At 60.0% G+C, this 16705-nt stretch carries 14 protein-coding genes and 1 pseudogene; 6 read left to right on the plus strand and 9 right to left on the minus strand.

Features of this window, described 5'->3' with window-relative positions; translation table 11 throughout:
- Positions 1-14 precede the first annotated feature (14 nt).
- A complete protein-coding gene (locus ACGK9W_RS02180; protein ID WP_008170640.1) occupies positions 15-824 on the minus strand; it encodes an ABC transporter substrate-binding protein in 810 nt (269 codons plus the stop codon).
- Between the two features lie 167 nt (positions 825-991).
- On the opposite strand from ACGK9W_RS02180, the gene ACGK9W_RS02185 reads away from it, so the two are divergent.
- On the plus strand, positions 992-1300 hold the full coding sequence (locus tag ACGK9W_RS02185; RefSeq protein WP_008170638.1) for a hypothetical protein: 309 nt from the start codon (positions 992-994) through the stop codon (positions 1298-1300).
- Positions 1301-1327: 27 nt separating this feature from the next.
- Here ACGK9W_RS02185 and ACGK9W_RS02190 read toward each other — a convergent pair whose 3' ends face one another.
- Positions 1328-2419, minus strand: a complete 1092-nt coding sequence (locus ACGK9W_RS02190) for a TauD/TfdA family dioxygenase (protein ID WP_085986431.1) — start codon at positions 2417-2419, stop codon at positions 1328-1330.
- Between the two features lie 231 nt (positions 2420-2650).
- Here ACGK9W_RS02190 and ACGK9W_RS02195 point away from each other — a divergent pair.
- From ACGK9W_RS02195 to ACGK9W_RS02215, 5 genes and pseudogenes are all read left to right on the plus strand, one after another.
- Positions 2651-3517: pseudogene (locus ACGK9W_RS02195) on the plus strand (ABC transporter substrate-binding protein).
- A gap of 36 nt (positions 3518-3553) precedes the next feature.
- Entirely contained in the window at positions 3554-4708 is a 1155-nt protein-coding gene (locus tag ACGK9W_RS02200) for an ABC transporter permease (protein WP_053115549.1), read from the plus strand.
- Positions 4709-4728: 20 nt separating this feature from the next.
- The gene (locus tag ACGK9W_RS02205) at positions 4729-5676 is read left to right on the plus strand and encodes an ABC transporter ATP-binding protein (RefSeq protein ID WP_405418933.1); all 948 of its coding nucleotides are present in this window, start codon (positions 4729-4731) and stop codon (positions 5674-5676) included.
- A complete protein-coding gene (locus ACGK9W_RS02210) occupies positions 5676-6419 on the plus strand; it encodes an ABC transporter permease (protein WP_104270261.1) in 744 nt (247 codons plus the stop codon). The genes ACGK9W_RS02205 and ACGK9W_RS02210 overlap by 1 nt, the downstream gene beginning before the upstream one ends.
- Before the next feature lie 86 nt (positions 6420-6505).
- On the plus strand, positions 6506-7777 hold the full coding sequence (locus tag ACGK9W_RS02215) for a CynX/NimT family MFS transporter (protein WP_008170625.1): 1272 nt from the start codon (positions 6506-6508) through the stop codon (positions 7775-7777).
- Positions 7778-7795: 18 nt separating this feature from the next.
- On the opposite strand, the gene ACGK9W_RS02220 is transcribed toward ACGK9W_RS02215, so the two are convergent.
- The 7 genes from ACGK9W_RS02220 to ACGK9W_RS02250 form a co-directional block, all read right to left on the minus strand.
- The gene (locus ACGK9W_RS02220) at positions 7796-9781 is read right to left on the minus strand and encodes a hypothetical protein (RefSeq protein ID WP_008170623.1); all 1986 of its coding nucleotides are present in this window, start codon (positions 9779-9781) and stop codon (positions 7796-7798) included.
- A 21-nt stretch (positions 9782-9802) separates the two neighbouring features.
- Positions 9803-10489 (minus strand): DUF2959 domain-containing protein, encoded by a 687-nt coding sequence (locus ACGK9W_RS02225; RefSeq protein WP_405418935.1) that lies wholly within the window; start codon positions 10487-10489, stop codon positions 9803-9805.
- 152 nt (positions 10490-10641) lie between these two features.
- Positions 10642-12330, minus strand: coding sequence for an AMP-binding protein (locus ACGK9W_RS02230; RefSeq protein WP_104270262.1), 1689 nt, complete (start codon positions 12328-12330; stop codon positions 10642-10644).
- Between the two features lie 52 nt (positions 12331-12382).
- Complete coding sequence (locus ACGK9W_RS02235; RefSeq protein ID WP_405418937.1) at positions 12383-12958, minus strand: peroxidase-related enzyme; 576 nt, start codon at positions 12956-12958, stop codon at positions 12383-12385.
- A gap of 14 nt (positions 12959-12972) precedes the next feature.
- Positions 12973-13878 carry a hydroxymethylglutaryl-CoA lyase gene (locus tag ACGK9W_RS02240; protein ID WP_405418939.1) on the minus strand — a complete coding sequence of 302 codons (906 nt, stop codon included), beginning with the start codon at positions 13876-13878 and terminating at the stop codon, positions 12973-12975.
- Complete coding sequence (locus ACGK9W_RS02245; protein WP_273085173.1) at positions 13878-15887, minus strand: acetyl/propionyl/methylcrotonyl-CoA carboxylase subunit alpha; 2010 nt, start codon at positions 15885-15887, stop codon at positions 13878-13880. Before ACGK9W_RS02245 ends, ACGK9W_RS02240 begins: the two co-directional genes overlap by 1 nt.
- A gap of 2 nt (positions 15888-15889) precedes the next feature.
- Positions 15890-16696, minus strand: coding sequence for an enoyl-CoA hydratase-related protein (locus tag ACGK9W_RS02250; RefSeq protein WP_405418941.1), 807 nt, complete (start codon positions 16694-16696; stop codon positions 15890-15892).
- Positions 16697-16705 lie beyond the last annotated feature (9 nt).

A 16705-nucleotide genomic window follows, 5' to 3' on the forward strand; every position in this document is an offset into this window, starting at 1 on the left:
AGTGGGAAAGCTGACTAGCCGGACTCGGATAGATAGGGCTGCGCCAGGGCCTCAAGCTTTTCTTCTCTGAGTTCGCCGATGGCATTCCATATGTGCTCTGCAAGCTCCGGGTTTGCCGCTTTGAATTCCCGTGAGAGCATCAGGTAGTAGGGCTTGGTTTTGAGAGGGGGATCAATCCGGACAATGCCCGGGAGCTGCCTGGCGTTCTGGCGTAACAGAAAATCGGCGGTGACCGATTGGAGCGCAACGGCATGAACGCGTCTGGCAGTCAGTAACTGCAGGCTCTGCCTGGAACTCCGAACCTTGATTACGGAAACGCCCAGGTTCTCCAGATCGTTCACGATTGAGTAGCCCAATGGGGCGCCAACTGACAGGTCCGTGTCTTCGAAAGCCTTGCCGCTCCAGCCCAGCTCTGTATCTGGCAGGACATAGAGATTGTAGCTGATGGTGGTTAGTCGGCGGGTAGGGTCAACCTGACCGTCCCGCCAGGGGTATTCGCCAATTCGGGTGCGGGCAGCATTGTAAGAAGCATTGAAAATACCATCTACCTGGCCGGTTTCGAGCATGGCCAGGCATCGTTTCCAGGGGTATCGGCTGAACTTGATCCGCAACCCCGGTACCCGCTCTTCCAGCAATTTGACCAGCTCCACCGCTGCGCCGGGTCTCTCCAGAACCTCCTGGGTGTCGCCCATGTAGTAGGGGAATTGCGTTTTATCTTCGTAGGCAACGTGCAGGACGGTTTCCGCATGGCCAATTCGGGCTGGGCTCCAGAGAAGCAGAATGGATAGCGCGAGAGTGAGACCTGCATGAAGACACGCTTTCATGGGCATGCTCAAAAGAGTGAAGAGACAGGAATAGCTTAGTTTGTGGCGAGGAATTTTCAATGCATCTTTCCATTGAGACCAGCAGGTCTGGCATCGGGCTGGAATGTATAAGACCATGCTATCCATACTTTCGAAAAGAGGCCATTACGGCCTGGGAGACCTGATCAATGAAGTACAAGAGTCTTGGGTTTTTGTTGGCGGTTGGCGCTTTGACGGGCTGTCAGACGTCCTCTCATGTTTCTTCCGCAGCTATGGATGGAGACGGCATTACCTGTAATGAAATCTACCAGGCATTTTCAGCCTATGAGAGTGACCGGCAATCCGCGGCGGCTTGGGCCCAGCTGGGCACCTTGATCAGCCCCAGTGCCGGGAACTACGCGGATATGGGCGTGAAAACCGCCGCGAAATACTACGATCAGATAAAGGCGGCAACGAATATCTCTCTCGCTGTGCGCGGTTGTCAGCCGGTGCAGTGACGCACGGCCGCATGCAAAACGGGTGAATCAGTTCTGCATGCGGATATCGTCTTTCCACCGGAAGCCCACGCCACCGGCCTGCCATACGCCGTCTTTGTTGAACGGGTGGGGGCCGGCCATGTTGATGTATTGGGGCAGCCCGAAATGGGGCGACAGGTTTCTCGGTGCCTTGATGGTGACCCGGTCCATGATGCGCAGTCCCTGTTGCTCTGCCGGCAGATGCGCTTCTGGCGCGGCGCGGTGGGCGACGGCCCAGTTATCGATAAATAACAGATCGCCGGTTTCGTATTCGTAGCGAATTCCGTAGCCACCCTCGAAGGAATCGTTCAGCAGATCATTGTAATCGTTGAACAGTTCCTTCATGGCGGCGTCGTCCAGCAGGTGGAAGCTGTCCGCGGGTGCAGGCAGAGTCTTTAACTGGTCGAGCGTCAGACCTTCTTCCGGCAGGCGCTCCAGCACGGCGCCGGTCATGCCCAGATGCAGCCAGACACTCTTGCGACCGGAAATCGGGTGGGTGTGAACCACGGGGTGGGTCACACTGGATGCGGAGTTTACCGACACCAGTCTTTCCCAGAAATCCTGTTTCTCCGGAGGGAGTGCTTCAAAGGCCGCACCCTGGTGCGCGAAGTGGGTGCCGCCGCCATTCTCTGGCGCACGGGCCATGTAGTAGGCGCTGTGGGAGAAGGTGGCGGCTTCGAAACTGCCATCGTTGTGCCATTGCGGGCCAACGCCAAGAATGCCCTGGCGGCCATCGTTAGAGCAGCGGAAAATGTGCCGGTTACGGCCGGGTGTTGCGGGATGCACGCCGTGGGTGGAATGGATCTCGCGCCCGCCCCACCATTTGCAGGCTTCAATCAGTTCATCGGGGGAAAGGCCGGCTTGGTGCTTGAATACGATGAACCCGCGATTTGCCATTTCCTCTTCCAGGGCCTTGATAGCCGGCTCTGGCAGCTGGTTGCGCACGTCGGATCCGTAGATCTCAACGCCGATAGGGTCCAGTGGCTTGAGGGTTAAACCTTCCTGTTCGAGCAGTGCCACGTTATCAGGGTTCAGGGGCGCTACGGTGGAGGTGGGTTCGAGGGTCTTTTCCAGGGTCTGTGCCATAACCTTCACTACCATGCTGCTCGCTATTTAGACAGCCTAACCCGTTGGGTTTCCGGATTTCAAATACGATGTCCGTTCCGCCCGATTTTGGAACTGGCCTCCTGCGGGCCGGTGCCGGCAAGACCAAATCCCGTTTGCCTTCGTAGATGCGGCCTCTAGATTGATAGTGGTAACCAAAAACCGAGAGGAATGGCCGTGACTCCCAAATCCCGTTTGCGCCGCACAGCGGCATTGATAGCGTTCGTGATGTCCGGATCGGTAATGGCTGCTGATCCCGTGGTGGTGTCCTCCAAGATCGACACCGAGGGCTCGGTACTGGGGCAGATGGTGTTGCAGTCCCTGGAGGGGGCGGGTATTCCGGTTGAAAACAGACTGCAGTTGGGTGGCACCAGCATCGTCCGCAATGCGATCAAGGCCGGCGAAATCGATATCTACCCCGAGTACACCGGCAATGCTGCGTTCTTTCACGATCAGGCGGATCGGGATATCTGGAAAGATGCGGATAAGGCCTACCAGGAGGCTGCTCGCCTGGATAAAGAGGCACATAACATTGTCTGGCTGGAACCCGCCGAAGCAAACAACACCTAGGCTATGAGCGTGCGGGGCGATTTGGCGCGGGAAAATAACCTGGCCACACTCGAAGATCATGCGAATTACATCAATGAGGGCGGTGCCTTCAAGTTTGCGGCCAGCGCCGAGTTTGTGGAATCCGCCAGTGCCTTGCCGGCGTTCCAGGAGGCCTATGGCTTCAAGCTGGAATCCGACCAGCTGTTGATTCTTTCCGGTGGCAACACGGCGGCGACATTGCGCGCGGCGGCCCTGAATAACAACGACGTAAACGGTGCGATGACCTACGGCACCGATGGCGGGCTGGATGCGCTGGATCTGAAGGTAATGGAAGATACCGCAGGCGTTCAGCCGGTGTATCAGCCAGCGCCGATCGTGCGTGGCGAGGTGCTGGAAGCCTATCCGCAGATCCGGGAAGTGCTGACGCCGATCTTCGAATCGCTGGATCTCGAAACGCTGCAGCGCCTGAATGGCCAGGTGGCCGTGAACGGGGTACCGGCGGATACCGTCGCCCGGGATTACCTGGATTCCCTGGCCCAGGACTGAGGTTTGTCGATTTACAGCTCTGTTGCCTCGAACACCATGCCGAACCGTGTCCTGCCTGTGCTGGGGTGTCTTGCCCTGGCGCTGGTCTGGCTTTTGGACCTGGGCGTCATTCAACCCAACCGCATTGTTCCGGGTACCGGTCACGGCCTCATTTCGGCCGTTGGCGGGCCCTGGGCTGGCCTGGTGTCACTGGTTCTGGCTGGCTGCGTTCTGCTGTCTTTTCTGCCGTTGCGCCGGCGGTACCTGCCGCTTCTGGGCCTGGTAGGCCTCTCCCTGGCGCTGCTGCCCCTGTTGCTCGAGGTCTTTGCGGGCCGGCACCTGCCGGAAGACGCACCTTATGCGCGGTCGTCCATCGGAGCCGGTTTCTGGTGTTTGCTGTTTTTGCTGTCGCTGATGCTGATCGAAATCCTCGGGCGCCTCGGGAGCGGGCGAGGGCTGCAGCTGATGATACTGGCCGTCATCGTTGGCAGCTGGCTGTGGATCCTTCGAGGCGGTGGGCTGGAGAGTTTGTCGCTGGTTCGGGAATTCAACGCCCGCCCGGACAAGTTCGAGCAGGCCCTGTGGACTCATCTGGCACTGGCCTTTGGCGCGGTCGGCATCAGCGCCGGTCTGGCTTTTCTACTGGCCCTGAAGATGATTCGTAGTGTGGCCTGGCGCCGTCCCATCCTTGGCGCGGTCAGCTTTCTTCAGACTATTCCCAGCCTGGCGGTATTCGGGTTACTGATCGCACCGCTCAGTGCGCTGGCGGCCGCTTTTCCGGCACTGCAGGCCATGGGGATTCGTGGCATTGGCTGGGCTCCGGCCTTGCTGGCTTTGGTGGCTTACAGTCTGTTGCCCATGGTGCGCAACACCTTCGTCGCGCTTACCGAGGTGCCGGAAAGCCTCGCCGATGCCGGGCGGGGTATGGGAATGAACGAGCGACAGCTGTTCTTCAAACTCAAGTTGCCACTGGCGCTTCCCGTGATTGTGGAAGGCGTGCGCATTACCACCATCCAGGCCATTGGCCTGACCGCGGTTGCCGCGCTCATTGGCGCCGGCGGTTTTGGCAGCTTTATCTTTCAGGGCCTGGGGCAGGCGGCGATGGATCTGGTATTGCTTGGTGCGCTGCCCACCATTGCACTCGCGCTGCTGGCGGATGCTCTGCTCACCATGCTGGCGGCCAGTCTCAAGCCGACACCGGCGACGGCCTGACAGGAGAGGGATAAGCCCGGATGATTGAACTGAAAAACGTTACCCGCCGCTTTGGAGATGCCGTGGCGGTGGACCGGATAAACCTCACGGTCGAAACCGGCGAAGTGTGCGTGCTGGTGGGCAGCTCAGGCTGCGGCAAGTCGACTACCCTGCGGATGATCAACCAGTTGCTGCCCCACAGTGAGGGCCAGATCCTGGTGGATGGTAACGATGTTACCGCCATGAACCCCGAGCAGCTGCGGTTGAACATGGGTTATGTGATTCAGGGCACGGGGCTGTTTCCACACTGGACGGTGGCCCGCAATATCGCCATGGTAACCCAGCTTCTGAAATGGCCACGGGAGCGGATCGACGAGCGCGTGCATGAGTTGCTGACGCTGCTGGATCTGGACCAGGCCACCCACGCCAACAAATATCCCCAGCAATTGTCCGGCGGGCAGGCTCAAAGGGTGGGCGTTGCCAGGGCGTTGGCTGCCAACCCCAATATTCTGCTGATGGACGAACCCTTCGGTGCGCTGGATGCCATCACGCGGGAGAACCTGCAGCTGGAGATGCTGCGTATCCAGAGTCAGCTGCGGAAAACCACGGTCTTTGTAACCCACGATATTGACGAAGCCCTGAGGCTGGCGACCCGCATTGCCGTGATGGATCAGGGCCGGATTATCCAGCACGACACGCCGGAGAACATTCTCCGGCGACCCGCCTCCGTTTTTGTGGAGAATCTCGTGGGCAAGCAGGACCGAGGCCTGAAACTGATGAGCCTGCATACCGTGCGGGATCTGATGGAGGCTCACCCTCAGCCCAGAGAGCCGGAACCCGGCGCCGACGGCCTCAAGGAAGACGACAGCCTGCGAGTGGCTCTTTCAATCATGCTCTGGCAGAACTGGAGCCAGGTGCCGGTGTTCAATGCCGATGGCCAGGAAACCGGAACCATCACCCGTGACCGCATTATCCAGGAAGGTGCCTGATGCGGGTCTGGTTGCCGCCTGTGATGCTGACTGTGCTCCTCTGTGCCCTGAGCGCGGGCATGCCGGCTCTCGAACCGCTTTTCGAGTGGATGCAGCCCGATAAGCAGAATGTGATCTACGAGCGGGAGAGCTTTCTCTTTCTGCTCCAGAACCATCTGATGCTGGTGGTGATTTCCGCCCTGGTTGGAACCGTCGCTGCGGTTGCCGGGGGAATCTTCGCCACGCGCCCGGCTGGGCGGGACTTTCTGCCGCTGGTTAGCCAGATTGCCTCTATCGGCCAGACCTTCCCGCCGGTGGCGGTTCTTGCCCTGGCGGTGCCGGTTCTCGGGTTTGGTGAGGCGCCGATTCTGGTGGCGCTGATTCTGTATGGCTTGCTGCCCATTCTGCGCAATACCCTGGCCGGCTTGGAGGGTGTCGATGCCACAGTGAGGCAGGCGGCGCTCGGTATGGGCATGTCGCCTTTTCAGGTGCTGTTGCAGGTGGAGTTGCCGCTGGCGGGCAGGGTGATCCTGGCCGGTATCCGGACCTCGGTAACCATCAACATTGCAACGGCCGCCATTGGCTCAACCATCGGTGCCAGAACCCTGGGGGATCCGGTGATCGCCGGTCTCGTCAATGGCAACACAGCCTACGTGTTGCAGGGCGCGATTCTGATTGGCATGCTCGCGCTGACGGTGGACAGCCTGTTCGAGGCCGCTGAGCGGGTCTGGGACCGCCGGTTTCTGCCCCAGACCGCAGGCTGATCGCTGGCGCAGGCCATCCGCTGCTTTAAAAATCCTGCTTTGATGTCTAGTCTGACGAAGATGGACAGCGCAAGGAGCACAGCGGAATGAAGTTTCCTTCGAGCACGTCATTTGCACTCCTCGGCGCAGCACTGATCGCGATCAGCTATGGTCTGGCGCGCTTTGCGTTCGGTCTGTTCGTCCCCCCGATCCGGGATGACCTGGGGCTGGCGCCGGATGTGATCGGTGTGATCGGTGCGCTGCCGCTGATCAGTTTCGTATTCGCTACCCTGGTGGCTCCGCTCTCGGCAAATCGTCTTGGTGCCCGCAATACCGCCATGGCATCCGGTATTTTTGGTGTTGTTGGCCTGGCGCTGATCAGCCAGGCCGTGGGGGCCGTCTCCCTCGGGGTGGGTGTTGTTCTCTGTGGTATCTGCACGGGCCTGATGATGCCGGCTCTCACAGCCGCCATGCAGGCGTTGGTGAGACGCTCGCTCCACGGCCGGGTAAGCTCGGTGATGAACGCGGGCACCAGTATCGGTGTCGTCGTTGCTGTGCCGACGATCCTGTTCCTCGCCGGGGCCTGGCGCTATGCCTACGCGTCCTTTGCCGTGCTGGCGGTAATTGGCGTGATTGCCACCTGGTTCTTCATTCCGTCTGTATCCCGTGTTGTGCCCGCCAATGCTGCGCCGGCGCAGCCAATCAGTGCGGATCAATGGTGGCGACTGCTCAGGCTCTCGCTGTTCGCGTTCATGATGGGCTTTGTCTCCGCCGCCTACTGGATTTTCGCACCCGATCTCGTGGTTAATCTGGGATCCATGCCATCCGATGCCACGGCATGGCTGTGGCTGGGGGTCGGTATTGCCGGCCTTGGCGGCGCGGTGGTGGCCGATCTGGCTGACCGGAACAACCCACCGGTTACCCAGGCCCTGATGCTGATGACACTGGCCGCGAGCCTGGCGTTGTTGGCGGCCAGCCCCGACAACCTGATGATTTCGGCGTTTTCAGCACTGGTGTTTGGTCTGGCCTACATGAGTCTGACCGGGCTGTACCTGATGACCGGCATTCGCCTGCTGCCGGGGCGGCTGTCCATGGGCCCCGTACTGCCTTTCATGGCAGTATCACTGGGCCAGGCGGCTGGCTCGCCGATAGTCGGTATTCTTGTTGGCAAGGTGGGTTACGCCGATGCCTTTGCCATGTTCTGCGCCATCGGCATTATCGTGGCCATGTTGTCGCCGCTCTATCCAAGGCATCTGGAATACGAACCGGATGATGAGACCGAAGAGGATACCGGTCTGCAGGCCGCCTACGACTATCAGCTGCAGAACGAGGAGGGCGAGCCCCTGTCGCCGGTCACCGGTAAGACCGAGAGCTATTAGGGCGGATAGCCGAGAGTGTTATTCCTCGGATGTATCTCTCGGCGCCGCCCAGCTTGTGTAGCCCAGGTCCATAACCCGGGCGACTTCCTCATCGGGTATCGCCGATAGATCGCCCAGTTCCAGCGGGTCATAGTGGAAGGCGTACAGTCGAGACGTGAATTCGGCCACGGGCAGGGAAGCTTCACCGCGAAACTCGCCATTGCCGTGGGTTGAGCAGGTAATGCCCTGGCCCCAGTTCTGGCCGCTGTCGTTGTTGGGGTTAAAAAAGTACACCCGCATCTCGTTCTTCGGGCTCAGGGCAACCCGCAGGATATTGATGGCGTGCCGGCCAACAAAGCGGGCGGCGCTGTCTGTTACAGCAATCCCTGCCGGCTGGGCGTGAATGACCGGTATGTTGCCGTTGTAGAAGGGGTGATAGCTCGCGTAGAAATGCCGGATAAATCCCTCGTAGTCCTTTACCTCGCCGGTTTTTACGTCGGCGACCACGCGGAAGCCGTGGCTGACCCACCAGCCGTAGAATTCCGGGTTGATCCAGCGATGGGCGTCGTCGTCCCGGGTCTCACAGCGGCGCCACATCTCACCGTAGAGGCGATCGAGATGAGGGATGAGCACGAGCGATACCGGGTCCACATCCACTGGCGTTCCCTTAACCAGGCCCGGTTCCAGATCGCGGGAAGAAACCTCCTGGCCTTCAAAGCGGCTCAGCACTTCGTTGTCGCGTGCTGCCCAGGCCAGGACTTGCAACAGGTAATCCGCCTCGTTTGACGCCCACATGGAGAGGCCAATGGCAGACTGGCAGGTGGGGTTGTTGCCCTGACCAACGCCCAGCGGCTGGCCCAGCAGGTTGATAACCCCGGCCAGCAGGAATACCCGGGGTGGCCGGGCATCGCCGAACGCCTCTCTGAGAGCCTGATCGGTTTCCGCAGAGGGCTTCAGTTTGATTTGCCGCCACAGTGCCTGGGCCACAGAGGGTGTAAACAGCGATCCGCGCTCCAGCATCATGGTCAGGCCATAGACGGCCTGGCAGGTTTCCGGGTAGATGGCCTCGTCAATCAGGGCATGGACCAGATCGGTGTAACAGTAGAGATCGTCCAGCCCGGTCATGGTCAGCCCCAGTGTGTTGGGGATGAGATCGTCCTGGCCGCTGGCGCGCAGGAACCGGAGCATCACCGCGTGGTAGGGAGAGGCAAGGCCGGTGTCGAACATGCTGCGGGCAAAGTAGGTGGCTTCGGAGGAGAGCGCCACGTCGTCCATGTCTTTCAAACGCTGCTCGTAAACGGCAAGGCCGGGGTCCTCGGCGCTGGCAGGTGTGGGGGCAAAGAGGGCCTTCACCAGCCGCGTGGCATCGGCATTGCGTCCGGTTTTGATGTCGGGGTCGTAAAGGCATTTGGCGATCTGCCCGATCATTTCCCGAATACTGTCGACCTGCACCGGCCCCTGGTCCAGCAATCGCCAGACTTCCGCCACCAGGCTGTCCAATAGGCTTTCATAACCGAGGTGGGAGATCAGGTACCGATAGAGTTCCTGAACGATGGTGCCAAGTTGCTTGGGTCTTTCACGATCGGCTTCGGTGAGCTGGCCAGACAGCAGGTCCAGGTTTAATGCCATCACCTGGGTGAGAAAGTGGCGTGCCTGCTCAGCAGAAATTCCGGGATGGAAGTATTTGCCACGGGTGACGGCCAGCATGCGCAGTTCGCTGATCGCCTCGACAATGGTGGTAACGGCGCCCGCCTCCCTCAGCGAGTGTTTGGCGAGCGCCGGTTGCAGCAGGGCTGGCCGGGCCCAGTCGCTGGTGCCGAAAATGCCAGCGGATTCGAGCGACCTTACGCGCCGGTAGATGGCGTCGAAGCCGCCCGGCAGCGTCATCAGCATCCGTGTGCGCTCCAGGAGACTGAGACTTGAGGCTTTGGGGTCCGATTTGCGGGCGCGGGCAAATTCTGCCAGCGCCATGTCGAATTGCATCAATGCCGGCTTGAGCGCAGGATCTGCGTCTTGGCGCTCCATAGCGTTGGCTCCCTTGAGGTATTACCCGCCCTGGCGAAAGCGTTGAATAAAAGCTTCAGATTCCGCGATTGACTGTTCCATATTGCGAATCAGGGAATCCACATCCTGACGGATGCTCACCAGTTCGTTTTCCAGCGAACCGATCGCCTGGGCATTCAGATTATGCTTAAGGTACAGCACCTGATCCTCAAATGCCTGCAGCACCGGTTCCATTCTGTCCTCGGCGTCGTGCATCCGGCTGATCAGCTGGCCGTACTGAACGCGCGTCTCTTTCAGCTGCTGTTCGCTGCTGCGGCGCAGTGATGCGCTCTCGTACAGGCTGAGTTCGTCTTCCCATTCATCGAACAGGTCCTCGGCGACTTCTTCTACCTTGTCGATCCGGTCTCTAACCTCTTCGGCACTCGACAGGCTGTCTTCGTAGGCATCGCTGATTTCGGCATATTGTTCCTTGAGCTCGGTGTCAGGCGTGTCCACCACACTCTGGAAACGCTCAAGCGACGAACGGAAGGTTTCCTGGGCGTCGTTCTGGCTGTCCCGGGCATCTTCAACCCGATCCACCAGAATGTCCCGCTTTTCATACCCGAATTTTTCCATGGTTTTGTAGTACACCGTGGAGCACCCGCCAAGGAGCACCGCGCTGAGCAATAGCACCCAGACACGTTGAAGGCTGATTTTTGTTTTCGAGTAGTCGGTTGCGGGGCTGGGCATAGGGGCGTCTCCGGTTGCATGCTAATCACAGAAGTGAAGCATGGCGGTGGAGCGCTGACAAGCACGTATTCGGCCTTGATTTGCTGGAGCGGAAAACGACAAACCCCGGCAAGTGCCGGGGTTTGTCCGTTCAACCAAAGCAGGGACCGTGGTTATTTCTTCAGTCCCATCTCCTCGATTGAAATCTCCCGCATCTTGAATTTCTGGATCTTCCCGGTGACGGTCATCGGGAATTCGTCCACGAACTTGTAGTTCTTCGGGATCTTGAAGTGAGCGATCTTGCCCTTGCAGAAGGCCTGCAGGTCCTCGGCTGTGACTGGCGCCGCGTCTGGAGCCAGCTTCACCCAGGCAATCAGCTCTTCGCCGTACTTGTCATCGGGAATGCCGGTTACCTGCACTTCTTCGATGGCCGGGTGAGTGTAGAGGAACTCTTCGATTTCTTTCGGGTAGATGTTCTCGCCACCGCGGATGACCATATCCTTGATGCGGCCAACGATCTGGACATAGCCTTCTTCGTCCATGGTGGCCAGATCGCCGGTATGCATCCATCCGGCGCTGTCGATGGCTTCGCGGGTTTTCTCTTCGTTGTTCCAGTACTTCAGCATCACGCTGTAGCCACGGGTGCACAGCTCGCCGATCTCGCCACGCGGAACCACGTTGCCGGTGCCCGGATCAACGATCTTGGTTTCCAGGTGCGGCTGGGTGCGGCCCACGGTGGTGACCTGCTTCTCGAACGGATCCAGGGAGCTGGTCTGGGTGGAAACCGGGCTGGTTTCGGTCATGCCGTAGGCAATCTGAACCTCTTTCATGTTCATCTTGCCGTTGACCTTCTTCATGACCTCTGCCGGGCAGATGGACCCCGCCATGATGCCGGTGCGCAGGCTGGAAAGGTCATAGGTCTCGAATTCCGGCTCGGTCAGTTCGGCAATGAACATGGTGGGCACGCCGTACAGGGCGGTGGCCTTTTCCTGGTGCACGGCCTGCAGAACCGACTTGGGCTCGAAGCCTTCGCCGGGATAAATCATGGTAGAACCGTGGGTGATACAGCCCAGGTTGCCCATGACCATGCCGAAGCAGTGGTACAGGGGCACCGGGATCACCAGGCGGTCTTTCTCGGTCAGGATCTGGCTCTCGCCCACAAAGTACCCGTTGTTCAGGATGTTGTGGTGGGTGAGGGTAGCGCCTTTCGGGTTGCCGGTGGTGCCGGAGGTGAACTGAATGTTGATGGGGTCGTCAAACTGCAGTTCGCCCTGGCGTTTTACCAGATCGTCCTGGGACACGTCGCTTGAGAAGCCGAGGAATTCCTTCCAGGTCCACATGCCGTCGTGCTTGTCTTCGTGCACGTTGATCACAGCCCGCAGTTCCGGAACGTGGTCGGCCTTGAGCTTGCCGGGGGAGCTTCGCTTCAGCTCCGGGGCCAGCTCGTAGATCATCTCGCGGTAATTGGAGGCTTTGAAGCTGTCAGCCGTCACCAGGGTGGTGATACCAGCGAGGTTGAGGGCGTATTGCAGTTCGTGGACACCGTAAGCCGGGTTGATGTTCACCAGGATGGCGCCGACTTTGGCGGTGGCGAACTGGGTAACGGTCCACTCGTAGCGGTTGGGGGACCAGATGCCCACGCGGTCGCCGCGTTTGACGCCAATGGCCATGAAGGCGCGGGCGGCTTCGTCGACTTTTTCAACAAACTCTTTGTAGGTCCAGCGAATGTCCTGGTGCAGGCACACCAGGGCTTCGTTGTCCGGGTACTTCTCTGCGGTGCGGTCGAGCATTTCACCGATGGTCATGCCCAGCAGGGGCACTTCCGCGGTTCCGCTGGTATAACTTGGTAGAGTCTTGCTCATATCTCTGCCTCCATTGTTTTTGTATTCGAGGGCGAGCAGGGTGGTTTACCTGCTAGCGACTCTGACTGTGATATTCGGGATTCGGTTGCATATCGCTGGCAATTGCCACCCGGTTGGACATGTTGTAAAAGCCGATCAGGTTACTGAGATCCCAGATGCCGCGGTCGCTCAGACCGGCATCCCGCAGGGCCTGGATGTCGTCTTCGGTTACGGTGGCCGGCGAGCGGGTAAGGTGGGATGCAAAATCCAGCATCGCCCGCTGGCGCTTGTCGAGTTTGGCGCTGCGGTAGTTCATCACCATGTGCTCACCCAACTGGGGATCGCCGCTCAGGACCCGCACGGCGGCGCCGTGAGCAACCAGGCAGTAGAAGCATTTGTTCTCGGAGGAAACCACCACGGCGACCATTTCCCGCTCCAGTTTGGAGAGTTCGCTCTCACCGAGCATAAGCTCGTTATACAGGCGGGTGAAGCCGTCCAGCTGTTTGAGGTTCTGGCTGTAGGCGGTGAGTACGTTCGGGATCATGCCCAGCTTTTCCTGGCAGATCTGGAAGTACTTCTGGGTGTCTTCCGGCATGTCGTTGATCTCGGGAATCGGCAGATCCAGCGCGACCACATTCTTGTTGCTCATAACTACCCCTGGTTTTAACAGTTACCGCCCATTGCCTGGCCGACTTTTGAACCGTTGTGACGGTTCAGCTGGCTGCAGATCCAGTCGCCTGTGGCGACCAGTTTTTCAAGATCGACGCCGGTCTTGATGCCAAGGCCGTTAAGCAGGTATAGCACGTCCTCGGTTGCGACGTTGCCCGAAGCGCCCTTGGCGTAGGGACAGCCGCCGAGGCCGGCGACGGAGGCATCGATAACGCTGACGCCTTCTTCCAGCACTGCATACAGATTGGCCAGTGCCTGGCCATAGGTGTCGTGGAAGTGGGCCGCCAGCTTTTCCATGGGCACGTGGGCAGCGACGGCTTCGAGCATTCGCTTGGCTTTGATCGGGGTGCCCACGCCGATGGTGTCGCCCAGAGAGATTTCGTGGCAACCCATTTCGTACAGGGCTTTGGCCACGGTGGCCACCTGTTCCGGGGCGATGTCGCCTTCGTAGGGGCAGCCCATGACGGTGGAAACGTAACCACGCACTGGGATGCCGTGTTTGCGGGCTTCTTCCACCACCGGGGCGAAGCGTTCGAGGCTTTCGGCGATGGTGCAGTTGATGTTCTTTTTGGTGAAGGATTCGGACGCGGCGCCGAACACCGCCACTTCGTCGGCCTTCGCCGCCAGTGCCCCCTCAAACCCTTTCAGGTTCGGGGTGAGGGCGGAGTAGCGAACGCCAGCCTTGCGATTGATGCCGGCCATCACCTCGGCGGCGTCGCCCATTTGTGGCACCCATTTCGGGGACACGAAGCTGGCGGCCTCGATGTGGCTCAGGCCGCTGTCTGCCAGGCGGTTGATCAGCCCGGTTTTGATGGCGGTGGCGATCACCGGGCCGGGCTCGTTCTGGAGTCCGTCCCGGGGGCTCATCTCAACCAGGCGGACCTGTTTGGGAAAGGCCATTAGCCTGCCTCCTCTTGTTTCGCTTCTGGGTCGTTCACCTCAATGGCAATCAGTTCGGCACCTTCGGAAACCTGGTCGCCTTCGGCGAAGAAGATCTCGGTGACCACGCCGTCGGCCGGGGCCTTGATGGCGTGCTCCATCTTCATGGCTTCCATGATCACCAGGCTCTGGCCGGCGGTGACCTTGTCGCCGACTTTGGCCTGCACGGCGACGATGGCACCGTTCATGGGCGCGGCCAGGCTGCCTTCGCCGGCCATTTCCTCGAAGCCGTAGCTTTCCTTGTACACGGTGCAGTTGAAGGTGTCGCCTTCGTAGAACAGCACCAGCTGGTCGTTGTGCAGGTTGCCGTGGATGCTGATGCGGTGGCCGTTGATGACCGCCTGCAGATAATCGTCGTCCAGGCGGGCGGTGAGGTTATAGACGCTGTCGCCCACATACACCTGATAACGGTCATCACGCTCCAGTACCTTCAGGTCGTGAATCTCGTCACCGACCTGCAGTTGCAGCGGCTGGGCGTATTCTGAGTTCATGCGCCAGCTGTTCTGGCGGCCGAACGGCGACCAGGGGTCGGTGCTGACCACTTCACGGGATTTGCGCTGTTCCAGAACAAAGCCGGCGGCCAGTACCAGGGCTTTATGGGTATCGAGCTTCGATTTCGGGAACAGCAGTTCCCGGTGATCGTCGATAAAGCCGGTGGTCAGTTCCGCTTCTCGGAACGGTTGGGCGTCCGCCAGGGCGTGCAGGAACCGGATGTTGGTCTTCACGCCCGCGATGCGGTAGTGCTCCAGGGCCTGAACCATGCGGTTGATGGCCTGGTCGCGGGTTTCGTCCCACACGATCAGCTTGGCGATCATGGGGTCGTAGTGGATGCTGATGTCGTCGCCTTCGGTCACGCCCGTGTCGACGCGCACATGGGCGCTTTCATCCGGGGTGCTCAGGTAGCGCAGGTTACCGGTGGCCGGCAGGAAGTCCTGGTCCGGGTCTTCGGCGTAGATCCGCGCTTCCAGAGCGTGGCCCCGGGTTTTCACCTGGGACTGTTCCAGCGGCAGGGCATCACCCCAGGCCACTTTCAGCTGCCATTCCACCAGATCCTGGCCGGTGACCATTTCGGTAACCGGATGCTCGACCTGAAGGCGGGTGTTCATCTCCATGAAGAAGAAGGAGCCGTCGACGTCGTACAGGAATTCAACGGTGCCGGCACCCACGTAGTTAATGGCCTGGGCGGCGCGCACGGCCGCCTCACCCATGGCCTTGCGGGTGTCTTCGCTCAGGCCCGGGGCCGGGGCTTCTTCCAGGACTTTCTGATGGCGGCGCTGCACGGAGCAATCACGCTCGGCCAGGTACACGCCCTTGCCTTCCTGGTCGCAGAAGACCTGGATCTCCACGTGCCGGGGCTGGGTCAGGTAACGTTCGATCAGCATGTCCGGGTTGCCGAACGCGTTCTGGGCTTCGCGCTTGGCGGCGGCCAGGGCGTCGTCAAACTCGCCCATGTTGTTCACGACGCGCATGCCTTTGCCACCGCCGCCGGCGACAGCTTTGAGCAGCAAGGGGAAGCCGCATTTCTCGGCTTCGGCCCGCAGGGTTTCAACCGACTGGTCGTCGCCGTGGTAACCCGGCACCAGCGGTACGCCAGCCTTTTCCATGATGGCCTTGGCCGCAGACTTGGAGCCCATGGCAGCGATGGCCGAGGAGGGCGGGCCGATGAAGACAATGTTGTTGGCTTCACAGGATTCGGCGAACCCGGTGTTTTCCGAGAGGAAACCGTAACCCGGGTGGATGGCCTGGGCACCACTCTTTTTGGCAATCTCGATGATCTTTTCGGCCCGCAGGTAGCTCTCGGAGCTCGGTGCAGGGCCGATGTGGAAGGCTTCGTCAGCCATGGCCACGTGCCGTGCATTGGCGTCGGCCTCGGAATAGACGGCGACAACGCGAATGCCCATGCGGTGGGCGGTTTGTATGATCCGGCAGGCGATTTCGCCCCGGTTGGCGATCAGTATCTTGCTGAACATTGTTATTCTTCCTCCGGAACCCAGTTGGCCTTGCGCTTGTTCAGGAAGGCGCTGAGCCCTTCCTGCCCTTCTTCACCCACCCGGATATCCGCGATGCGGTGTGCGGTGTCGTCAATCACGTCGTCGTTGATGGGTTTGTGGCTGACGGCGAATACCAGGTCCTTGGCGGCTTTCATGGCCTCGGGCCCGTTCATGGCCAGTTGCTGGAGCATCTCGTTGCAGCGGGCTTCCATGGCGTCGACATCGTCACAGACGATGTGCACAAGGCCGTATTCCTGAGCCTGCTTTGCGGTGAACACTTCGGCGGAGATGAAATACCGCCGGGCCTGGCGCTCGCCGATGGCGCGCACCACGTAGGGGCTGATCACCGCCGGAATCAGGCCGAGCTTCACTTCGCTGAGGCAGAAGCTGGATTTTTCGGTGGCAATGACGATGTCGCAGCAGGCGGCAAGGCCCACCGCGCCGCCGAAGGCAGCGCCCTGTACCAGTCCGATCACCGGCTTGGCCAGATGGTTGAGTACGTTCATCAGCCGCGCCAGTTCCCGGGAATCGTCCAGGTTTTCCTGGCGGCTGTTCTCGGCCATGCGGCGCATCCAGCCAAGGTCGGCCCCGGCGGAGAAGTGCTTGCCTTCGGAGCGCAGGATAACGATCTTCACGCTGTTGTCGGCATTCACCTCGGTGAGGGTGCTGATCAGCTGCTGGATGATCACGTCGTCAAAGGCGTTGCGTTTGTCAGGGCGGTTTAGAACCACCTCGGCAATGCCTTCGTCGCGACGTTTGAGCAGAACTGCGGATTCGTTGTCTGTCATGTCAGTCTC

Origin of the sequence: Marinobacter flavimaris (assembly GCF_045057155.1) — a bacterium.
In the GTDB taxonomy this organism is placed as follows: domain Bacteria; phylum Pseudomonadota; class Gammaproteobacteria; order Pseudomonadales; family Oleiphilaceae; genus Marinobacter; species Marinobacter manganoxydans.